Origin of the sequence: Blastomonas fulva (genome assembly GCF_003431825.1) — a bacterium.
GTDB classification, from domain to species: Bacteria; Pseudomonadota; Alphaproteobacteria; order Sphingomonadales; family Sphingomonadaceae; genus Blastomonas; species Blastomonas fulva.
Map to the genome: position 1 here is coordinate 2,485,126 of NZ_CP020083.1, position 18,066 is coordinate 2,503,191.

Annotated in this window: 15 protein-coding genes; 11 read left to right on the forward strand and 4 right to left on the reverse strand. The window is 65.3% G+C overall.

Going from position 1 to position 18,066, the window contains the following annotated elements; genetic code table 11:
* Positions 1-13 precede the first annotated feature (13 nt).
* The 5 genes from thrC to B5J99_RS11865 all read left to right on the forward strand — a co-directional run bounded on the left by thrC (position 14) and on the right by B5J99_RS11865 (position 4,261).
* Complete coding sequence (gene thrC / locus B5J99_RS11845) at positions 14-1,429, forward strand: threonine synthase (RefSeq protein ID WP_117352483.1); 1,416 nt, start codon at positions 14-16, stop codon at positions 1,427-1,429.
* 9 nt (positions 1,430-1,438) lie between these two features.
* Positions 1,439-2,335 carry a class I SAM-dependent methyltransferase gene (locus B5J99_RS11850; RefSeq protein ID WP_117352484.1) on the forward strand — a complete coding sequence of 299 codons (897 nt, stop codon included), beginning with the start codon at positions 1,439-1,441 and terminating at the stop codon, positions 2,333-2,335.
* An 82-nt stretch (positions 2,336-2,417) separates the two neighbouring features.
* Positions 2,418-2,822 (forward strand): dihydroneopterin aldolase, encoded by a 405-nt coding sequence (locus tag B5J99_RS11855; RefSeq protein WP_054133256.1) that lies wholly within the window; start codon positions 2,418-2,420, stop codon positions 2,820-2,822.
* Positions 2,819-3,604, forward strand: coding sequence for an SDR family oxidoreductase (locus B5J99_RS11860; protein WP_162892578.1), 786 nt, complete (start codon positions 2,819-2,821; stop codon positions 3,602-3,604). Before B5J99_RS11855 ends, B5J99_RS11860 begins: the two co-directional genes overlap by 4 nt.
* Positions 3,605-3,661: 57 nt before the next feature.
* Entirely contained in the window at positions 3,662-4,261 is a 600-nt protein-coding gene (locus B5J99_RS11865; protein WP_054133205.1) for a fasciclin domain-containing protein, read from the forward strand.
* A 140-nt stretch (positions 4,262-4,401) separates the two neighbouring features.
* Here the strand turns inward: B5J99_RS11865 and B5J99_RS11870 are convergent, their stop codons facing one another.
* The gene (locus tag B5J99_RS11870) at positions 4,402-5,079 is read right to left on the reverse strand and encodes a Crp/Fnr family transcriptional regulator (RefSeq protein ID WP_054133204.1); all 678 of its coding nucleotides are present in this window, start codon (positions 5,077-5,079) and stop codon (positions 4,402-4,404) included.
* A gap of 236 nt (positions 5,080-5,315) precedes the next feature.
* On the opposite strand from B5J99_RS11870, the gene B5J99_RS11875 reads away from it, so the two are divergent.
* From B5J99_RS11875 to B5J99_RS11890, 4 genes are all read left to right on the forward strand, one after another.
* Positions 5,316-6,731, forward strand: coding sequence for a cytochrome c family protein (locus B5J99_RS11875; RefSeq protein WP_245991607.1), 1,416 nt, complete (start codon positions 5,316-5,318; stop codon positions 6,729-6,731).
* 93 nt (positions 6,732-6,824) lie between these two features.
* Entirely contained in the window at positions 6,825-8,807 is a 1,983-nt protein-coding gene (locus B5J99_RS11880; RefSeq protein ID WP_117352485.1) for a heme-binding protein, read from the forward strand.
* Positions 8,808-11,015: a hypothetical protein gene (locus B5J99_RS11885; RefSeq protein WP_069049672.1), complete on the forward strand. Its 2,208-nt coding sequence runs from the start codon at positions 8,808-8,810 to the stop codon at positions 11,013-11,015.
* On the forward strand, positions 10,996-15,318 hold the full coding sequence (locus B5J99_RS11890; protein ID WP_211337818.1) for an LVIVD repeat-containing protein: 4,323 nt from the start codon (positions 10,996-10,998) through the stop codon (positions 15,316-15,318). Before B5J99_RS11885 ends, B5J99_RS11890 begins: the two co-directional genes overlap by 20 nt.
* Before the next feature lie 46 nt (positions 15,319-15,364).
* Here B5J99_RS11890 and B5J99_RS11895 read toward each other — a convergent pair whose 3' ends face one another.
* Both B5J99_RS11895 and B5J99_RS11900 read right to left on the reverse strand, forming a co-directional pair.
* Positions 15,365-15,697, reverse strand: a complete 333-nt coding sequence (locus B5J99_RS11895; protein WP_117352486.1) for a hypothetical protein — start codon at positions 15,695-15,697, stop codon at positions 15,365-15,367.
* A complete protein-coding gene (locus tag B5J99_RS11900) occupies positions 15,694-15,879 on the reverse strand; it encodes a hypothetical protein (RefSeq protein ID WP_054133253.1) in 186 nt (61 codons plus the stop codon). The genes B5J99_RS11895 and B5J99_RS11900 overlap by 4 nt, the downstream gene beginning before the upstream one ends.
* Before the next feature lie 122 nt (positions 15,880-16,001).
* Here B5J99_RS11900 and B5J99_RS11905 point away from each other — a divergent pair, with 122 nt between their 5' ends.
* Both B5J99_RS11905 and B5J99_RS11910 read left to right on the forward strand, forming a co-directional pair.
* A complete protein-coding gene (locus B5J99_RS11905; protein WP_117352487.1) occupies positions 16,002-16,709 on the forward strand; it encodes a S24 family peptidase in 708 nt (235 codons plus the stop codon).
* A 42-nt stretch (positions 16,710-16,751) separates the two neighbouring features.
* Entirely contained in the window at positions 16,752-17,429 is a 678-nt protein-coding gene (locus B5J99_RS11910; protein WP_069049675.1) for an MBL fold metallo-hydrolase, read from the forward strand.
* A gap of 160 nt (positions 17,430-17,589) precedes the next feature.
* On the opposite strand, the gene B5J99_RS11915 is transcribed toward B5J99_RS11910, so the two are convergent.
* Entirely contained in the window at positions 17,590-17,988 is a 399-nt protein-coding gene (locus B5J99_RS11915) for an MAPEG family protein (protein WP_054133198.1), read from the reverse strand.
* Positions 17,989-18,066: the final 78 nt, after the last annotated feature.

The window sequence follows — 18,066 nt, forward strand, 5'->3', positions numbered from 1 at the left end:
ACGGGTCCAACCCATGGACTATATCAGCACCAGGGGGAAAGCAGCGGCGCTCGATTTCGAGGGCGTGACGCTGGCAGGTTTGGCAAGCGATGGCGGGTTGTATGTTCCGCGCAGCTGGCCGAAGTTCACGCAAGCCGAGATCGCGGCGATGGCGGGCCTGTCCTATGTCGATCTCGCGGTGAAGATCATGGCGCCGTATGTGGCGGGCAGCCTGACAGAGCACGAGCTGCAAGGGCTGTGCGAAGCGGCTTATGGGCGATTCTCGCACAAGGCGGTAACGCCGCTGGTGCAATTGGACCAGAGCAACTGGCTGCTCGAACTGTTCCACGGGCCGACGCTGGCATTCAAGGATGTCGCGCTGCAACTGCTCGGGCATCTGTTCGAGCGCTTTCTGTCGAACCGCGACACCCATCTGACCATCGTCGGCGCGACCTCGGGCGATACCGGATCGGCGGCGATCGACGCGGTCGCGGGGCGCGAGAAGGTCGATATCTTCATGCTCCATCCCGATGGCCGCGTCTCCGACGTCCAGCGGCGGCAGATGACCACAGTGCTCGCCCCCAACGTCCACAACATCGCGATCGACGGAAGCTTCGACGATGCTCAGGCGATGGTGAAGCGGATGTTCGGCGATCCGGATTTTGCAGGCAAGTTTACGCTGTCGGCGGTCAACTCGATCAACTGGGCGCGGCTGATGGCGCAGATCGTCTATTATTTCGCCGCCGCGCTGCAGCTGGGCGCACCGCACCGTCCGGTCGCGTTCTCGGTGCCCACGGGCAATTTCGGCGACGTGTTCGCAGGCTATGTCGCCAGGCAGATGGGACTTCCGATCGCGCGGCTGGTGGTCGCGACCAACGTCAACGACATCCTCCACCGCGCATTGAGCGCGGGTGATTACTCCGCCGGCAGCGTCACGCCGACCGCGGCGCCATCGATGGACATCCAGGTCAGCTCGAACTTCGAGCGGCTGCTGTTCGATCTGGAAGGCCGCGATGGCGCGTTGACTGCGGCGCGGATGCAGGGCTTCGAGGCGAGCAAGGCGATGCAGCTGACGCCCGCAATGCGCGAGGGGGCCAACGGCATCTTCGCCAGCGCGCGGATCGACCCGGAAGAGATGGGTATCGCGATGCGCCGGGCATGGGATGATGCGGGCCAGGTGCTCGATCCGCACACCGCGATCGGCCTTGGCGCGGCGCACCGGCTGCAGGATGAAGGCACGCTCGATCGCGCGATCCCGTGCGTCACGCTGGCCACCGCGCATCCCTCCAAGTTCCGCGATGCGGTCGAACGCGCCACGGGCCTGCGCCCGCGTCTGCCCACCCGGGTCGGCGACCTGTTCGAGCGCGCCGAGCGGTTCGACAAGCTGGCGGGCGATTACCACACCGTGCGCGATTACATCGCCGCGCGCGCTGTCCCTGCCCGGGGCTGACGCTCAATTATGGCCGCTCTCGATCCGCAACCGGTGCTGATGATCGGCGAACCGCGTGAGGATTACACGCTGATCGACAGCGGTGGCGGGCGCAAGTTCGAAGCTTACGGCCCCTACCGCTTCGTCCGCCCCGAGCCGCAGGCGATGTGGCCGACGACGCTGCCCGACTGGGATGCCGATGGCGCGTTCATCCCCGGATCGGACGAGGATGGCGGCGGCAAGTGGCAGCTCGAACCCAACGTACCGCGCGATGGCTGGCCGCTCGCTTGGGAAGAGGTGCGGCTGACCGCGCTCAACACACCCTTCAGGCATCTTGGCTTCTTCCCCGATATGGATCCGGTGTGGCGCTGGCTGCGCGAGCAGATCGGCGAGCATCAGGGCGATGAGCCCGCCAAGGCGCTCAACCTGTTCGGCTATACCGGGGTCGGCACGCTGGCAATGGCGGCTGCGGGCGCCGAACTCACCCATGTCGATGCCTCGAAGAAGTCGGTGGCGGCAGCGCGGGTCAACGCCGCATTGTCGGGCATGGAGTCGCTGCCGATCCGCTGGCTGGTCGATGATTGCGTCAAGTTCGCCGCGCGCGAGGTGCGCCGGGGCAAGCGCTATGACGCGATCCTGCTCGATCCGCCCAAGTTCGGGCGCGGACCCGAGGGCGAGGTGTGGAAGCTCGAGGAGCATCTGCCCGGCCTGATCGCCGATTGCCGCCGGCTGCTCGATGACCGCTCGCGCTGCCTGTTCCTCACTGTCTATGCGGTGCGGATGTCGGCGCTGGCGCTGGGCGAACTGCTCGCGGCGCATTTCGCCGATCTGCCCGGGAAGATCGAGGTCGGCGAGCTTGCGGTGCGCGAGCAGGCGGGGGGACGATTGCTTCCCACTGCCATCTTCGCGCGCTGGTCGAACAGCTGAACGCTTGCGTTGCCGCGCGCAATTTGCGAACGCGCAGCGCACATTGACGACTTCCGGCATACTCCGGCAAGCGACGCTCTTGATGCAGAACAGGCTACCCACATTGACCGATACCAAACCCGACAGCCTGATCCTCGAGGTCGCCGATTTCGATGTCAACGTTCTCACCGGCATCTATTCGGAAGAGACCAAGCTGCCCCAGCCGCTGCGCTTCACCATCCAGGCGGAGATGCTGGCTGAGGATCATTACGGGCCCGATACGCCGCTGGCGGCATCCAAGAACTATATGGATCTCAAGCACGCAGCCTCGACCGCGCTGCCGCAGGGCGTGCATTTCACGTTGATCGAGGCGGTCGCGGATCATGTCATCGAGACGCTGTTCCTGCAGGACCCCCGCATCCGCCGGCTGACGATCAAGATCATCAAGCTGGCGATCGCCGAGCAGGGCGAATCGATCGGCATCACGTTGACCCGGACGCGCCGGTGAGCGCGGCGGGCAGCGCGCGACTGGCGCTCATCACCGGCGGATGCCGCCGGGTCGGTGCTGCCATTGCTGCCGAACTGGCCCGATCGGGCTGGGCGCTGGCGCTGCACGGACGCAGCGATGCGGTGCCCGATGCCGAACTGGCAGAGGTTCTTGCGGAGTGCGAAACGCACTGGCACGGTTTTACCGCCGATCTGGGGCAGGCTTCGGCGCCTGCGGAGCTGATCGCTGCGGTGATCGCGCATTTCGGCCGCGCGCCTGATCTGCTGGTCAACAACGCCTCGCTGTTCGATTATGACGACCTTGCCAGCCTGACGCCGAAGATGCTGACCGATCATTTTGCGGTCAACACCTTCGCGCCGGTGCTGCTGGCGCGCGATCTGGTGGCAGCAGCAGGGGAGGGGGCGCAGCCTGCGATCGTCCAGATCATCGACCAGCGGGTTCGCAACCCCAATGGCGACCAGCTGTCTTACACCCTTTCCAAACAGGCGCTGGCCGAATCGATCCGCACGCTCGCGCGCGCCTTCGGGCCCAGCGCGCGGGTCAACGGCGTCGCGCCCGGGCTGACGCTGGCGACCAGCGACTATGACGACGCGCAAATGGCACGGCTCGCCGCGCGGATGCCGCTGGGGCGGTTGTCCACGCCGCAAGACATTGCACGTGCGGTGCGCTACCTTGCAGACGAGCCGGCGATCACCGGCCAGTTGCTTTTCGTCGATGGCGGTGCCCATATGCTCAGCCTGGATCGGGACTTTGTTTTCCTGGACAGGCAGGAAGAGGCCTGAGCCCGTAGGGCCGAACAGGGGGGCTGACCCCATCAGCCCGAAATATTGGAGATTACCATGCGTTCACAAGCCGTTGCTGCCCTGTTGGGTCTGACCCTCACCGTCGCGGCCTGTGGCAGCCAGGATGGCGGCGGCGATCCGGTCAAGCGGATCGATCCCAAGAGCCTGGAGGTGGCCGAGGCCAGCGGCGAGGTCGAGCCCGATGCCATCTTGCGCGTCGATGAGGTGGTGCTGCGCAACCCCGATCTGTCGACGCTGGCGCGCGCGATCAAGGCAGCCGGTCTGGCTGAGGCACTGGGCGCCGACACGCCGATGACGCTTTTTGCGCCCGACAATGGTGCCTTCGACAAGGTCGGGGTCGATGCGCTCGCCGAGCTGCTGCTGCCCGCCAACAAGGAGCGGCTGGCGACCGTCCTGAAATATCACGTCATCCCCGGACGGCTGACCGCCGCCGATCTGCGCAAGCGCATCGGCGACAGCGGCGGCAGCGTCGAGATCGTGACGCTGCAGGGCGAAAGGCTCAACGCTTCGGTCGAGCTCGACCAGATCCGCCTGTCCGACGCCAGCGGCAACGTCGCCTCGATCGCGCTGCCCGATCTGGCGGCGAGCAATGGCGTGGTGCACGGCATCGATCAGGTGCTCGGCCCGCAGCTTTAAGGCTGCAGACTTCGGCCTTTCACCGGTCTTCTTTCTTCATTCCCGCGAAGGCGGGAATCCCGCTATTTTGCAGGTATTGGCGCAGAAGCGGGACCCCCGCGTGCGCGGGGGTGACGAGGATAGGCGCGCGGATAGAGCGCTCAATCCCCCGCCAGCGCGGCGTTGGCCGCGCGGAGCTTGCGGTCGAGCGCGCTGTTGATCTGGCGCTCAATCACCGTGCGCGCATCCGGGTGAAGATCGAGGTACTGGCGCAATTTTGGCGCGGACACGCACCAGAACCGGCTGTCGGTGGTCAGCCGCACGGTGCCGGTGGCAGGCTCGCCGCTCAGCGCGGTCGCATCGCCGATCAGGTCCCCGCCTGAGACCGCGCCGACAGGATTGCCGTGCAGCGTGATCTCCGCTGCGCCATCGTGCAGATAGAAAAGGTGGCTGATCGCCTCTCCCTCGTTGATCAGCACCTCCCCGCTGCGTCCGGTAATCCAGTTGCCCTGGTCCATCAGATGGCGCGCTCCGGCGCGGGTCATCTCGCCCATGAAGCTCGAGCGCAGCGCCTCCTCCTCTGCCGAGAATCGCGAGTTGCGCTCGGCCATCAGATAGCGCGCCAGCATCGATGCGCTGATCACGAGCAGCACGAAGAACCAGAAGGCAAGGCCGAGGTCCTTGGCGAAACCCAGCGCAAAGCCGAGCCCAGCGAGCGATGCTGCGACGATCCCGAGTCGCATCCACGGCATCGGCGGGGCGATCAGCGCGACCGCGAGTATCAGGAACGTGAGATGCCCAAGCCAGGCACCTTCGGCAAAACCCAGTCCAAGCGGCATGTCGTCAACTCCTGAAATCGCGCAGAGCATGGCAAATGCGCCGGGCTGCGGCAAGCGGTGGATGAAAGCCACAGGGGCGGTGCGGCGAGCCGGGGATGTTTTTGCGAAGGCCCGGGCAGGATTGCCTTGAAAGTGAAGGGCGAACCAGCGATAAGGTGCCATAAGACAAGACTAAAGGGTCGCATCGTTAGTCTATCGGGGGCCGGCTTCTCATGGAGCCGGGGGTAAAAGCGACGATGCACAATTCAGGGCTTTCGGCCGTATCGCGGGTGGGTGGTGTTCGGGCTGTGTTTGCAGCGTTCGGGTGCCTTGCCCTTGCCATCGGCGCTTTCTTCATCGCGAATTTTGCCGGGGCCGAGCGGCTCGAGGCACAGGCCTCGCGCGCCGCATCGGGCACCCATATGGGCGTCGGCAGCTGCGCCGGATCGACCTGCCATGGCCGCAACGAGGCCGATGGCGAAGTCGTGCGCCAAGACGAGCTGTGGCGCTGGCAGGAAGAATCGACACCCGGCGGCGCGCATGCCCGTGCGTTCCGCGTGCTCGGCGAACCGCGCAGCCTCGCGATCGGCAAGAAGCTGGGGATCGGCGATCCGCGCTCTGCCGCGATGTGCCTGGGCTGTCACTCCACACCTGCTGCAGCCAAGGGCCCGCGCTACCAGGCGAGCGACGGCGTAAGCTGCGAGGCCTGCCACGGCGCGGCATCGGGCTGGTTGGCGAGCCATTATGCCACCGGCACCAGCCATGCGCGTAACGTGTCGCAAGGGCTCGTCCCGCTGGAAAATGCGCAGGCGCGTGCGGGTGTGTGCCTCGACTGCCATCTGGGCAACGATGCGCCGGGCCAGTTCGTCAACCACCGCATCATGGCGGCAGGGCATCCGCGCATCGCTTTCGAGCTCGACCTGTTCTCCACGCTGACACAGCACCATGACGAGGACGCCGACTATCGCCAGCGCAAGGGCAAGACCAATTCCATGCGGATGTGGGCGGTGGGTCAGGCGATCGCGCTCGAACGCTCGCTCAGCCTGTTCGGCAAGCCAGGGCTGGGCACGGAAGGCGTGTTCCCCGAATTCTATTTCTTCGATTGCCACAGCTGCCATCGCCGCATCTATGACGAGGAAGATGCCCGCCCGGCGAAGATCTCCAATCCCGGCCGTCCGATCCCCACCGGCATGCCGCCCTATAACGACGAGAACATGATCATGCTGTCGGCGGCGGTGCGGATCGCCGCGCCCGAACTGGCCCAGCAATATGAGGGGCAGACGCGCGCCTTCCACGCCGCGATGGCGCAGGGCAGGGGGCCTGCGGTAGAAGCGGCCAACCGGCTACGACAGACCGCGATGGCGCTCGCCGACCGGTTCAGCCGCAGCGACTTCACCCGCGCGCAGACCTTCTCGATCATGGAATCGATCGCGAGCGAGGCGATTTCCCCGCGCTTCACCGATTACGAAGGCTCGGTGCAGGCGGTGATGGCGGTCGACACGCTGCTCAGCGGTCTGGTGACCCAGGGTCAGGTCTCGGGCGGGGCGGCGACATCGCTGCGCGCGCAGATCAACCAGGCTTATGCCGCGGTGGCCGAGCCCAATTCCTACAAGCCGCTGGAATTCCGCCGGGCGCTGGGCGGGGCCGTGCGCACCATCCGGGCGCTGCAGTGATCCGGGTGGCAGGGAGATGACCAAAGTGGGACGTTCCGGGGTGTCTGTTGAGGTGAAGTCGGTCAGGGTCGCAGATGTGCGGAGTATTGCGGCATGATGCGGATTGGCAAGGTTACGGCGTCGCTGGCGGTGCTGGCGCTCGTGCTCAGCTCCTGCGGGGGCGGCAACAGCAGCGGTACCACGCCTGCGCCCAGCCCCACCCCGACACCCAATCCCGCGCCGCCCCCCAGCGGAGGCAATTTCGTCGCGCCAGCGCAGGAATCGCTCAGCGTGGGGGAAGTTCAGACGATCATCGCCCAGGCGGTGAGCGAGGCGCAGCGCCGCAACCTGCCATCGGTGATCGCGGTGGTCGACCGGGTCGGCAATGTGCTGGGCGTGTTCCGCATGAACGGCGCGCGGGCGCAGGCGCGCACCAGCGCGATGACCGAGGCGGGGCTGAACAGCCCGCTGGTCGATGCGCAGGGGCTTGATGTGCCCGCCGAAATGGCTGCGATCTCCAAGGCGGTGACCGGTGCGTACCTGTCGAGCGGCGGCAACGCCTTCTCCAGCCGCACCGCCAGCCAGATCGTCCAGCAGCACTTTCCGCCGGCGCCCTCGACGCGCGGGCTGGAGAGCGGCCCGCTGTTCGGGGTGCAGTTCAGCCAGTTGCCCTGTTCGGACCTTGCGGCGCGGTTCCAGTCGGCAGGCGGCACCTCGGCGCTGATCGGTCCCAAGCGCGCGCCGCTAGGCCTTGCCGCTGATCCCGGCGGTTTGCCGCTCTACAAGAACGGCGTGGTCGTCGGCGCGATCGGCGTGATGGGCGATGGCGATTACGGCTTCGATCCCAACATCCTCGACCGCGATATCGACCCCGAAGAGGCGATCGCCTTTGCCGGAACCCAGGGCTTTGCCGCGGCCGACGCCATCCGCGCGGACCGTATCACGGTGGATGGCACCAGCCTCAGGTTCAGCGATATCACCGGCAGCGACATCGGCTCGGTGTCGGGCAATTTTGCGGCGATCAACGGCACTGCCGGCAGCCTTGTCGCGGTGCGCGGTTACAGCACCGCCGCGATCATCGCTGGCACGCCCTATGGCACCGAGGCTTCGGGCATCCGCGCGGCGCGCGCTGCCGAGTTCAACAATTCCGATGCGTTCATCCTGACCGATGGGGCGGGCAACAACCGCTATCCGATCCGCGCCGGTACCGACAGCGCGAGCAATTCGCAACCGCTGACAGCGGCGGAGGTCCGCGCCGTGCTGGAAGAGGCGTTCACCGTGCTCACCCGCGCGCGCGCGCAGATCCGCCGCCCGCTCGACAGCCGGATGCAGGCGTCGATCTCGGTCGTCGATACGCATGGCGAGGTGCTCGGCATCGTCCGCTCTCCCGATGCGCCGATCTTCGGCATCGATGTGTCGCTGCAAAAGGCGCGCACCGCGATGTTCTTCTCCAACGCCCAGGCGGCTTCCAACCTGATGTCGGCGGGTGGGGGAGTCGCCCCGTTCGTCCAGGCGATGCGCACCTTCCTCGGCGACACCAGCTCGCTCACCGGCAATTTTGCCTATGGCAACCGCAGCGTCGGCAATCTCGCGCGGCCCTATTTCCCCGATGGCGAACTTGGGCGACCGCCAGGCCCGCTGTCGCGCCCGATCAAGGATTTCAATCCCTTTGCGGTGGGGCTGCAGGTCCAGCTGGTCGCCGCCAACATCATCCAGCATGCACAGTTCGTCTCGGGCGCATCGCCCACCGACACCGCTCAGCGCTGCACCGCGCTGCCCGATACCGCGCAGGGACAGAACCGGCTCGAAAACGGCATCCAGATCTTCCCCGGATCGGTCCCGATCTATCGTGGCAGCCAGCTGGTCGGCGGCATCGGGGTGTCAGGTGACGGCATCGATCAGGACGACATGGTCAGCTTCCTCGGGCTGAACAACGGCGGCGCGCGGGTGGGCGGTATCGGCAATGCGCCCAAGGATCGGCGCGCGGACCGTATCGTGGTCAATGTCGGCAGCGCACAGGTCCGGCTGCGCTATGTCAGCTGCCCGTTTGCGCCGTTCCTCGATACCAACGCCCAGAACGTCTGCGAGGGTCTGTAGATGACTGCGTCGCTCGTCGCCCTTATCCCGATCATGGCGTTCGCCGGGACTGGCGACGTGGCAGGCGACGCGTCCACCGGACCCCTGATGCGGCACGGGCCGCAGACGGCGACCTCTGCGCTGGCGGCCGCCGATCTGGGGCGCAGCCTTGCGCTCACCCGCATCGCGCTGACGCATGACGAGGCGCCCTCCATGGCTGCCCCGGTTATCGCGGATCGGGCCGCAAAGGCTGTTTCGGTCCGCAGGGCGGTTGCCCCGGCACCTTATCGGCTGAGCTCGCCGGTCGGCACGCTGGACGATGGCGCCTATGGCTGGGCGCAGGACGAGCTTTTGCTCACCGCCGCGCAGGAGGCGCCGCCTGCCGCAGGTGCCGTGCCGCCGACGCTGCCCACCGCAGATCCCGCGGCAGATGCCGATGCGATCGATGCCGACGAGGCGCTGATCGATGACCGCCGCCGTCCGGGGATCGAGAAGAAGCTGCCCGACCGGGTGACGCAGGACAACCCCGGCGCGGTGCGCGCGCCTGCGCCCGAGGCGTTCCCGACTGACGAGTTTCCGGTGCCAGATCGCTGGCGCATCGTCACCTCTCTGTGTCCGACCAAGAATGGCGACAAGTCGATCTACAGCCTCTATCCGAACCTCTCGAACGTCTGCCGCTCGAAGCTCGACCCCTATCACCAGAACATCCTGAAGGGTGACCGGCCGCTGCCCGAGGGCAAACGCCCGGGCTTCCTCAAGGAAGACGACTGGTTCTTCGTGGCCAATGTGATCTCGGATACCGTGGTCGAGCCGCGCAGCTTTCCGACCCCGGTGGGCGTGCAGACGACTTCGCGGCCCGACAGCCTCGACGTGTTCGGCCGCGCGGACTCGCTTGTGCTCGCACAGACGATCATCGCAGGGGTGGCGCTGATCAAGGGGGAGACCACCTACAAGCCGCCGGCGATCGAGTACCGTTTGACGCTGGCGGCGCAGGTCAACCATGTCGATGTCAACGAACGCCGCATCCTGTTCGTCGAGCCTTCCAGGCCGACGCAGCGCACCGACCATTTCGTCGGCATCCAGGAAGCGTTCATCGACTATCACCTCGGCGCCTATGATACGTCGCGCTATGATTTCATTTCACTGCGCGCAGGGATCCAGCCGATGCAGGCGGACTTCCGCGGCTTCCTGTTCCAGGACAACCAGCTGGGCATCCGCCTGTTCGGCAACCGCGACAACAACCGCTTCCAGTTCAACATCGGCGCGTTCTGGCGGCTGGAGAAGGACACCAATTCGGGCTTGAACAGCGTGGTTGATAGCCCGCGCGACGACTGGGTGTTCTTCGCCAACGCCTATCGGCAGGACTTTCCGGTTGTCGGCCTGACCAGCCAGGTCTCGGTCACCTACAACATGAACCGCGAGGGCGGGCGCGAGCTCAAGATCGACGACAACGGCTTCCCGGTGCGTCCGGCGCTGCTGGGCGATCTGCGCAGCCGCGAATATGACGTAGTGTATCTGGGCTATGCGGTCGATGGCCGTATCGGCCGGATCAACCTGACCGGCCAGCTGTACGGGGCGTTCGGCGAGGACCGCAACAGCTTCTTCACCAGCCGCAAGGCCGATATTCGCTCCTATTTCGGCGCCGCCGAGGTCAGTTATGATTACGACTGGGCGCGTTTTCGGCTGCAGGGCCTGTTCGCCAGCGGCGATGGCGATCCCTATAACGACACCGAGGCCGGGTTCGATGCGATCTTCGAAAACCCGATCTTTGCCGGTGCCGACACCAGCTACTGGATCCGCCAGGTCATCCCGTTTGCCGGCGGCGGCCGCGCGGTGGGCGTCAACACCCGTAACGGCATCCTCAACAACCTGCGCTCGTCCAAGGAGCAGGGCCAGTCGAACTTCAACAACCCCGGCACCGTTCTGCTGGGCGCGGGTGCTGACTTCGACCTCAGCTCGACCACCCGGCTGTCGGCGAACCTCAACCATCTGTGGTTCCACAAGACCGACACGATCGAGGCGTTGCGCCAGGAAGGCACGGTGCCCAGCTCGATCGGGACCGATGTTTCTGCTGCGTTGATCTGGCGGCCCAACGCCAACCAGAACCTTGTCTTCCGCCTTTCGGGAGCGGTGTTCGATCCGTCCAAGGGTTTCCGCGACCTGTTCACCCAATCCGGCAAGTCAGACCTCTTTTATTCGGTGCTGTTCAATGCAATTCTGGCGTACTGATCGGGCGCGCGGCAACGCGCTGGCCTTCAATTTGGGGGCCTTCAACTGGAAGCTGCTGCTGGCGAGCCTGCTGCTCATCACCTTCGCTGCGCTGCCCGCTGATCAGTTGCTCGCCTCAGGCAAGGAAAAGGCGCAGAAGGTCAAATACACCTTCACCGCGCCCGCGCCCGAGAACCAGGAATGGGCCGAGGCCGACGCCAAGAGCGCAGGCTGCCAGTCTTGCCACACCGCCAGCGACCACAAGACGATGCACGCATCGCCTGCGGTCGTGCTGGGCTGCACCGATTGCCATGGCGGCGATGCGACCATCATGGGCGACAACAATTGGGGCCGCGACAGCCTGCCCTATCAGGACGCGCTGCTGAAGAGCCACGTCCTGCCCAAATATCCGGTGGCGTGGAAATGGCCATCCTCGGCCAATCCCCAGCGCTCCTACGCGCTGCTCGCCAAGGAAGCGCCCGAGTTCATCCGCTTCGTCAACCCGTCCGATTACCGCGTTGTGCGCGAATCGTGCGGTGCCTGTCATATCGAGATCATCGAGGCATCCGAGCGCTCGCTGATGGCGACGGGCGCGATGCTGTGGGGCGGGGCGGCGTACAACAACGGAATCGTACCGTTCAAGAACTACATGTTCGGGGAGGCGTTCACCCGCGACGGCAAGCCTGCGATGATCAAGTCTGCGGCGACCGAGCCGGGCGCGGCGCATGGCACGGTGACCGCGGCGGAAAAGGCGCGCGGTGCGCTGCCGGTGATGTACCCACTGCCGACATGGCACATCCTGCCGCCGGGCGACATCTTCCGCGTGTTCGAGCGTGGCGGACGCAACATCAACTCGCAATTCCCGGAAATCGGCCTGCCCAACACCGGCGGCATCATCCAGCGTCTGGAAGAGCCGGGCCGCCCCGATCTCAAGCAGTCGAACCGCGGACCCGGCACCGGCCTGCGCGTCGCGGTGCCGGTAATCAACATCCACAAGACCCGCCTCAACGATCCGTTCCTGTGGCAGATGGGCACCAACGACCAGCCGGGCGACTATCGCGCATCGGGCTGCGCGGCGTGCCACGTCGTCTATGCCAACGACCGCGAACCGCGGCACAGCCTGATCTATGCAAAATACGGCCGCGACGGCCAGACGATCACCGACGATCCGACGATCAACGCGCTGACCGAGGGGCAGAAGCGCCCCGGTCGCTATGGCGACTATGACGCCGCCGAGCATCACGAAGAGCATGGCGGCGCAGGCGGTCATGGCGGCGACCATGGCACCACCTTGGCCGAAGGCGCGGGCGAGCACGGCGCGTCGCATGGTGATGGCCATGCCGCCAAGGATACGCACGCCCAGAAAGCCGCGTTCAAGGAAAAGGGCCATCCGCTCAAGCATGCTTTCACCCGCGCGATCCCGACCGCGCAGTGCATGAACTGCCACATGCACCAGCCCAACATCTTCCTGAACAGCTATCTTGGCTACACGATGTGGGATTATGAATCGGACGCGCCATTGATGTGGCCGGGGCCGGAGAACCGTGCGCCCAAGCCCGAGGGCATGTCGGAAGAAGAGTATCAGCGCGTCTACAAGCGCCAGCATTATCCCACCGCCGAGGAAGTGCGCGCGACGCTGGACCGCAATCCCGAAGGCGCCTCGGCGCGCGGCCTGTGGTCGGACATCGATTTCGTCCGCAATGTCTACGATCTCAACACCGAGGCCAAGGACACCCAGTTTGCCGACTATCACGGTCATGGCTGGAACTTCCGCGCGATCCTGAAGCGCGACCGCAAGGGCAATCTGCTCGATGCGGAAGGCAATATGGCGACCTGGGGCACCGACACCGCCAACATGGTGTCGCCCGACGATCCCGAGAAATTCCGCAAGGCGGGCGAGGGCAAGTTCGTCCCCGTCGGCACCAACCCCGGCAAGGCGGTCCACATGATGGACATCCATGCCGAGCTTGGCATGCAGTGCGTCGATTGCCACTTCAGCCAGGACGGGCACGGCAACGGCCTGATCTATGGCGAGGTCGCCAATGCGGTCGAAATCGGCTGCAAGGACTGCCACGGCACCCCCGATGCCTACCCGACGCTGTTCACCTCGAACCTCGCCGCGCGGCCCAAGGGCAACAATCTGTCGCTGATCCGCAATCCCGATGGCCAGCGCCGCTTCGAATGGATGAAGGACGCGACCGGCAAGCGCGTTCTGATCCAGCGCTCGGTGCTCGATCCGGAACTGTCCTGGCAGGTGAGCCTGGTCAAGGATGCGGTCGACCCCGCCAGCCCCGATTTCAACCACAAGGCCGCGCGCTCGAAGCTGATGGCCAAGCAGGGTGCGGACACCGGCAAGTACAGCTTCGGTCCACAGGTCGCCAAGGCCGACCGCGCGCACAACACCGAAGAGATGGCGTGCTTCACCTGCCATCTCAGCTGGACGACATCGTGCGGCGGCTGCCATCTGCCGATCGAGGCCAACTGGAAGGCCAAGGTCCACAAATACGAGGAAGACGAGACGCGCAATTATGCGACCTACAATCCGCAGGTCGCGCGTGACGAGATGTTCCAGATCGGTCGCCACCAGACCAGCAAGGGCAACATCATCGCGCCGATCCGCTCGACCTCGGCGCTTATCCTGTCGTCGACCAACATCAACCGCGAACGCATCTATGTGCAGCAGCCGCCGATCTCGGCGCCCGGCTTCTCGTCACAGGCGTTTGCGCCGCACTTCCCGCACACGGTGCGCAAGACCGAGACCAAGCAGTGTTCGGACTGCCATCTGAGCGAGGCGAACGACAACAATGCCGTGATGTCGCAGCTGCTGCTGCTCGGCACCAACTTCGTCAACTTCGTGGGGCTCAACAGCTGGTTCGGGCTCGAAGGCGGCTTCGAGGCGGTGCGCGTCACCGAATGGGACGAGCCGCAGGCGGTGATCGGATCGTATCTCCACCGCTACGCCTATCCCGATTACTACAAATTGCACGTCGAGAAGAACGGCCGAGAGCTCAAGAACTGGAGCCGGGGTCCGATCTTCGACGACAAGTTCTCGGGCGAAACCTATGCGCGCGAAGAGTTCGCCAATGTCGTGCAGGGCACCGACGGCCGGGTGAACTGCCTGCAGAACCGCGGCGAATACATGTTTGTGGCAGAGGGCAGGGGCGGTTTCCGCGCCTATGACATCGCCTCGATCGGCAACAAGGGCTTTTCCGAACGCATCATACGCGCGCCGTTCTCGTCGCTGGGGCATGACACGCATGTGAAGACCACCAACGCCACCTGCATGGCAATCGCCACTACCCAGCCGATTGCACCCAGCCGCAACACGCCGACGATGCGCGAGGCCAACCAGGAACAGCCGTTCCGCGCGGTCTATCACTACGCCTTCGTCACCGACAGCGTCGAAGGGCTGATCGCGGTCAACATCGATACGCTGGCCGATGGCGAATTCCGCAACAACTTCTTCAAGCGGACGCTGACGTGGAACCCGGACAATGTGCTCAAGGGCGCGCGCCACATCACGCTGGCCGGTGACTTTGCCTATATCACCGCCGATGCCGGGCTCGTCGTGGTGCGGCTGGCGGATGAACCGCCCACTAATGCCCCGCGCGATTTCGATTACTCCAAGCTCAACCCGCAACTGATGGCGGTGCTGCCGCTTCAGGATGCGCGCGCGAGCGCGGTGCAGTTCCGCTATCTGTGGGTGACCGATGCAGACGGCATCAAGCTGTTCGACATCACCCGGCTGGAAGCGCCCGTTGCAGTGCCATCTGGCACGGTCCGGCTGGCGGATGCACGCAAGCTCTATCTCGCGCGCACATTCGCCTATGTCGCGGCCAAGCAGGACGGGCTCGTCATTATCGACATGACCAACCCGGAAGCGCCGCGCGAGTACATGCGTTACAACGCCGGCGGTCAGCTCAATGATGCCGAGGACGTGATCGTGGGCTCCACCAACGCGACACTGTTCGCCTATGTCGCCGATGGACGTAACGGGATGAAAGTGCTGCAGCTGACATCGCCATCGAGCCAGCCCAATTTCTACGGTTTCTCGCCGGATCCGAGGCCCGACCTGATCGCCTGGACCGGAACGCCGACCCCGGCGATCGCCGTCGCCAAGGGGCTCGATCGCGACCGCGGCGTGGACGAATCGGGCGGCCAGATGGCGATCTTCGGACGGCTGGGCTCGCGACCCTTCACCCGGTCCGAGATGGAGAAGCTTTTCCTGAACAGAAGCGGCAAGCCCTACAAGGTCAGCGATACCGTCACGATGGCCGACTGGATGGGGCCGCGCCCTGCGATGCTGGCCGCCAGAGGAAACTAGGCGGCAGCGGAAGGGGTGCCCGCGCGCCTCGGGCGGCGGAGGCGGATCAGTCCGCCTCCACGGTCAGCGCCTCGATCACGAGCGTCATGATCGGCATGCCTTCGTTGCGACGGTGGGTGTCGGTAATCGCGATATCCGCGACCAGGTGTCCGGAAAAGGCGAACTCGTGCTCGGGCAGCATGCGGGCAAGCCATTGCGCAGTCTGCACAGCCTGATCGCCGTTGAACCTCAGCCGCATGACATGCCGCATCCCGGTGAAGGTCGCGCTGGCCCAGCAGGTGCCGCGATGCTCTTCCAGTTCGGCATCCCCCCTTGCCAGCGACAGCACCGCGCGGATCAGCGCGGTGGCGGGGTCGTGACGGATGGTATGGTGAATCATGCGTGCTCCTGACGGTATATGTTCATGAAATGTTCTACCCGTTTGCGCAAGGCCTCGCGTGGCTCGCGGCCATTGCGCAAATCGTCGACCAGGCGGGGGTCGCCTGCGCACAGCCGGCCGAAGCGGGTGCGCGGCATTCCTGTTTCGCGCAGGAAGATTTCGATCAGGCGCAGCAGCGGCATCAGCATTCTCCTTTCGACGACCGACGATCCGGCCCGCAATGCGGTAGGATTATTCCTATAGGCGATTCGCCAGATGTAGGAAATATCCTTGAAAAGGAAATCTCCTATGCTATATATCCGTTATGGACACAGACGACGTTCGCCGGACGCTGGAGGCGCTAATAGAGGCGCGGGGGCTGAGCTTTGCCGGCGTTTCGCAGCTGCTCGGCAAGAACCCGTCCTACGTCCAGCAGTTCATCCGCCGGGGCAGTCCCAAGCGCCTCGACGAGCGCGACCGGCGGCTGCTGGCGCAGTTCTTCGGCGTGTCCGAACAGCAATTGGGCGCGCCCGATGATGCTATGCCCGCGCCGCGCCGCGGCGGGCTTCCCGTCCGTCAGGGTCTGCAACGCACAGGCGCCGCGCGCGGTCTTCCATCGCGGATGCGGCTGATCCCCCGGCTGGCGGTCGGCGCCTCGGCGGGGGCAGGGGCCTTGCCGGACAACGAAGCCCCGCTCGCCGAGATCGCGTTCGACGAGGCCTGGCTCCGGCGGCTGGGCGCGGGATCGGATGCGGTAACGATGATCCAGGTCGAAGGTGATTCGATGGCGCCGACGCTCAGCGATGGCGACGACATCCTCGTCGCAACGCATCAGGGCGCTGCCCCGCGCCGCCGCGATGGCATCCATGTGCTGCGCATGGACGACGCGCTGATCGTCAAGCGGCTGGCATTCCGTCCGGATGGGCGGTTATCGGTGACGTCGGACAATGCGCTCTACCCCAGCTATCCGGACGTTGCGCCGGACGGCGTCAGCATTGTCGGGAGAGTGATCTGGGCCGGGCGGCGGGTTTGACCAAGCTTGCACGTGCCCCGCATCCTTGCCACATAGCCTTGTATGACCGACACCTCCGCCAATCCAGCCCAGCCGCCGCTTCGCGCCGCGATCATCCCCGTGACGCCGCTGCAGCAGAACTGTACTCTGATGTGGTGCACGCAGACGATGAAGGGCGCGCTGATCGATCCGGGTGGCGATCTGCCCAAGCTCAAGGCCGCGGTGGCACAGGCCGGGGTGACGCTGGAAAAGTTGCTGGTGACGCATGGCCATATCGACCATTGCGGCGAGACCGGCACGCTGGCGAAGGAGCTAGGCCTGACCATCGAGGGGCCGCACGAGGAAGACCGGTTCTGGATCTCGCGGTTGGACGATGACGGCCGCAATTACGGGATCGCAGGCGCGGTGTTCGAGCCTGATCGCTGGCTCAAGGATGGCGATACCGTCACGGTCGGCAATCTGGTGCTCGATGTCATCCATTGCCCGGGGCACACGCCGGGGCACATTGTCTTCCACCACGCGCCATCGAAGCTGGCGATCGTCGGCGACGTGATCTTCCAGGGATCGATCGGCCGCACCGACTTTCCGCGCGGCAACCACCAGGACCTGATCGATTCGATCACGCAGAAGCTGTGGCCGCTGGGCAACGAGACGGTGTTCGTTCCGGGGCACGGTCCGACCAGCAACTTCGGCTTCGAGCGCCAGCGCAACGGGTTCGTTGCGGATCACGTGCTGGCGTAAAGCCGAATCCCTAGCGCTTTGCGCGTTCCCCTCCCTGGTCAGGGAGGGGTTAGGGGTGGGTGGCGGCGGTATAGGGCGGACGGCTTTTCTGTAACGGCCTACCCACCCCCAGCCCCTCCCTCAGAGGGAGGGGAGCTTTTGGAGCGGGTGGGGAAATCGCTCACGCCACCGGCAGCACGCTCGCCACATAAACCGCATAGCCCGACAGCCCGAGCAGCGTCAGCAACGTGGTCAGCGTGCCGATCATGCGGCCCAGCTTGAACGCGCCGCCATCCATGCCCAGGCCGTGCGCAAGCCGTCCGATCATGTAGATAACGCCTACCACCCACATCCAGGTCGCGGCAAAGCCCGAGGCTTCGAGGCCGGCGATCAGGATCAGCACGAAGGGGGTGAACTCGACGAAATTGGCCTGCGCGCGCATGCGGCGGATCACGAACTCGTTGCCGCCATCGCCCACGCTCACCTTCTGGCTGGTGCGCACCTGGCCGATGCGGATAGCGAGCCAGATGTTGATCAGTCCGGCGGCAGCGGCCATGGTCAGTGTCAGCGGCAGGTTCATGTGATAGGCTCCCCTCAAGTCTCGCCGCAAGGAAAGCGCGGCAAATTGTGCGGCGGGCCTAGCGTGACAATGCTTGCA

Bases quoted from the DNA above. Each gene is read 5' to 3' on its own strand.
- B5J99_RS11875 (WP_245991607.1), top strand. From the start codon at position 5,316: ATGCACAATTCAGGGCTTTCGGCCGTATCGCGGGTGGGTGGTGTTCGG.
- B5J99_RS11865 (WP_054133205.1), top strand. From the start codon at position 3,662: ATGCGTTCACAAGCCGTTGCTGCCCTGTTGGGTCTGACCCTCACCGTC.
- B5J99_RS11890 (WP_211337818.1), top strand. From the start codon at position 10,996: ATGCAATTCTGGCGTACTGATCGGGCGCGCGGCAACGCGCTGGCCTTC.
- thrC (WP_117352483.1), top strand. From the start codon at position 14: ATGGACTATATCAGCACCAGGGGGAAAGCAGCGGCGCTCGATTTCGAG.
- B5J99_RS11870 (WP_054133204.1), bottom strand. From the start codon at position 5,079: ATGCCGCTTGGACTGGGTTTTGCCGAAGGTGCCTGGCTTGGGCATCTC.
- B5J99_RS11880 (WP_117352485.1), top strand. From the start codon at position 6,825: ATGATGCGGATTGGCAAGGTTACGGCGTCGCTGGCGGTGCTGGCGCTC.
- B5J99_RS11915 (WP_054133198.1), bottom strand. From the start codon at position 17,988: ATGAACCTGCCGCTGACACTGACCATGGCCGCTGCCGCCGGACTGATC.
- B5J99_RS11895 (WP_117352486.1), bottom strand. From the start codon at position 15,697: ATGATTCACCATACCATCCGTCACGACCCCGCCACCGCGCTGATCCGC.
- B5J99_RS11905 (WP_117352487.1), top strand. From the start codon at position 16,002: ATGGACACAGACGACGTTCGCCGGACGCTGGAGGCGCTAATAGAGGCG.
- B5J99_RS11910 (WP_069049675.1), top strand. From the start codon at position 16,752: ATGACCGACACCTCCGCCAATCCAGCCCAGCCGCCGCTTCGCGCCGCG.
- B5J99_RS11850 (WP_117352484.1), top strand. From the start codon at position 1,439: ATGGCCGCTCTCGATCCGCAACCGGTGCTGATGATCGGCGAACCGCGT.
- B5J99_RS11855 (WP_054133256.1), top strand. From the start codon at position 2,418: ATGCAGAACAGGCTACCCACATTGACCGATACCAAACCCGACAGCCTG.
- B5J99_RS11900 (WP_054133253.1), bottom strand. From the start codon at position 15,879: ATGCCGCTGCTGCGCCTGATCGAAATCTTCCTGCGCGAAACAGGAATG.
- B5J99_RS11885 (WP_069049672.1), top strand. From the start codon at position 8,808: ATGACTGCGTCGCTCGTCGCCCTTATCCCGATCATGGCGTTCGCCGGG.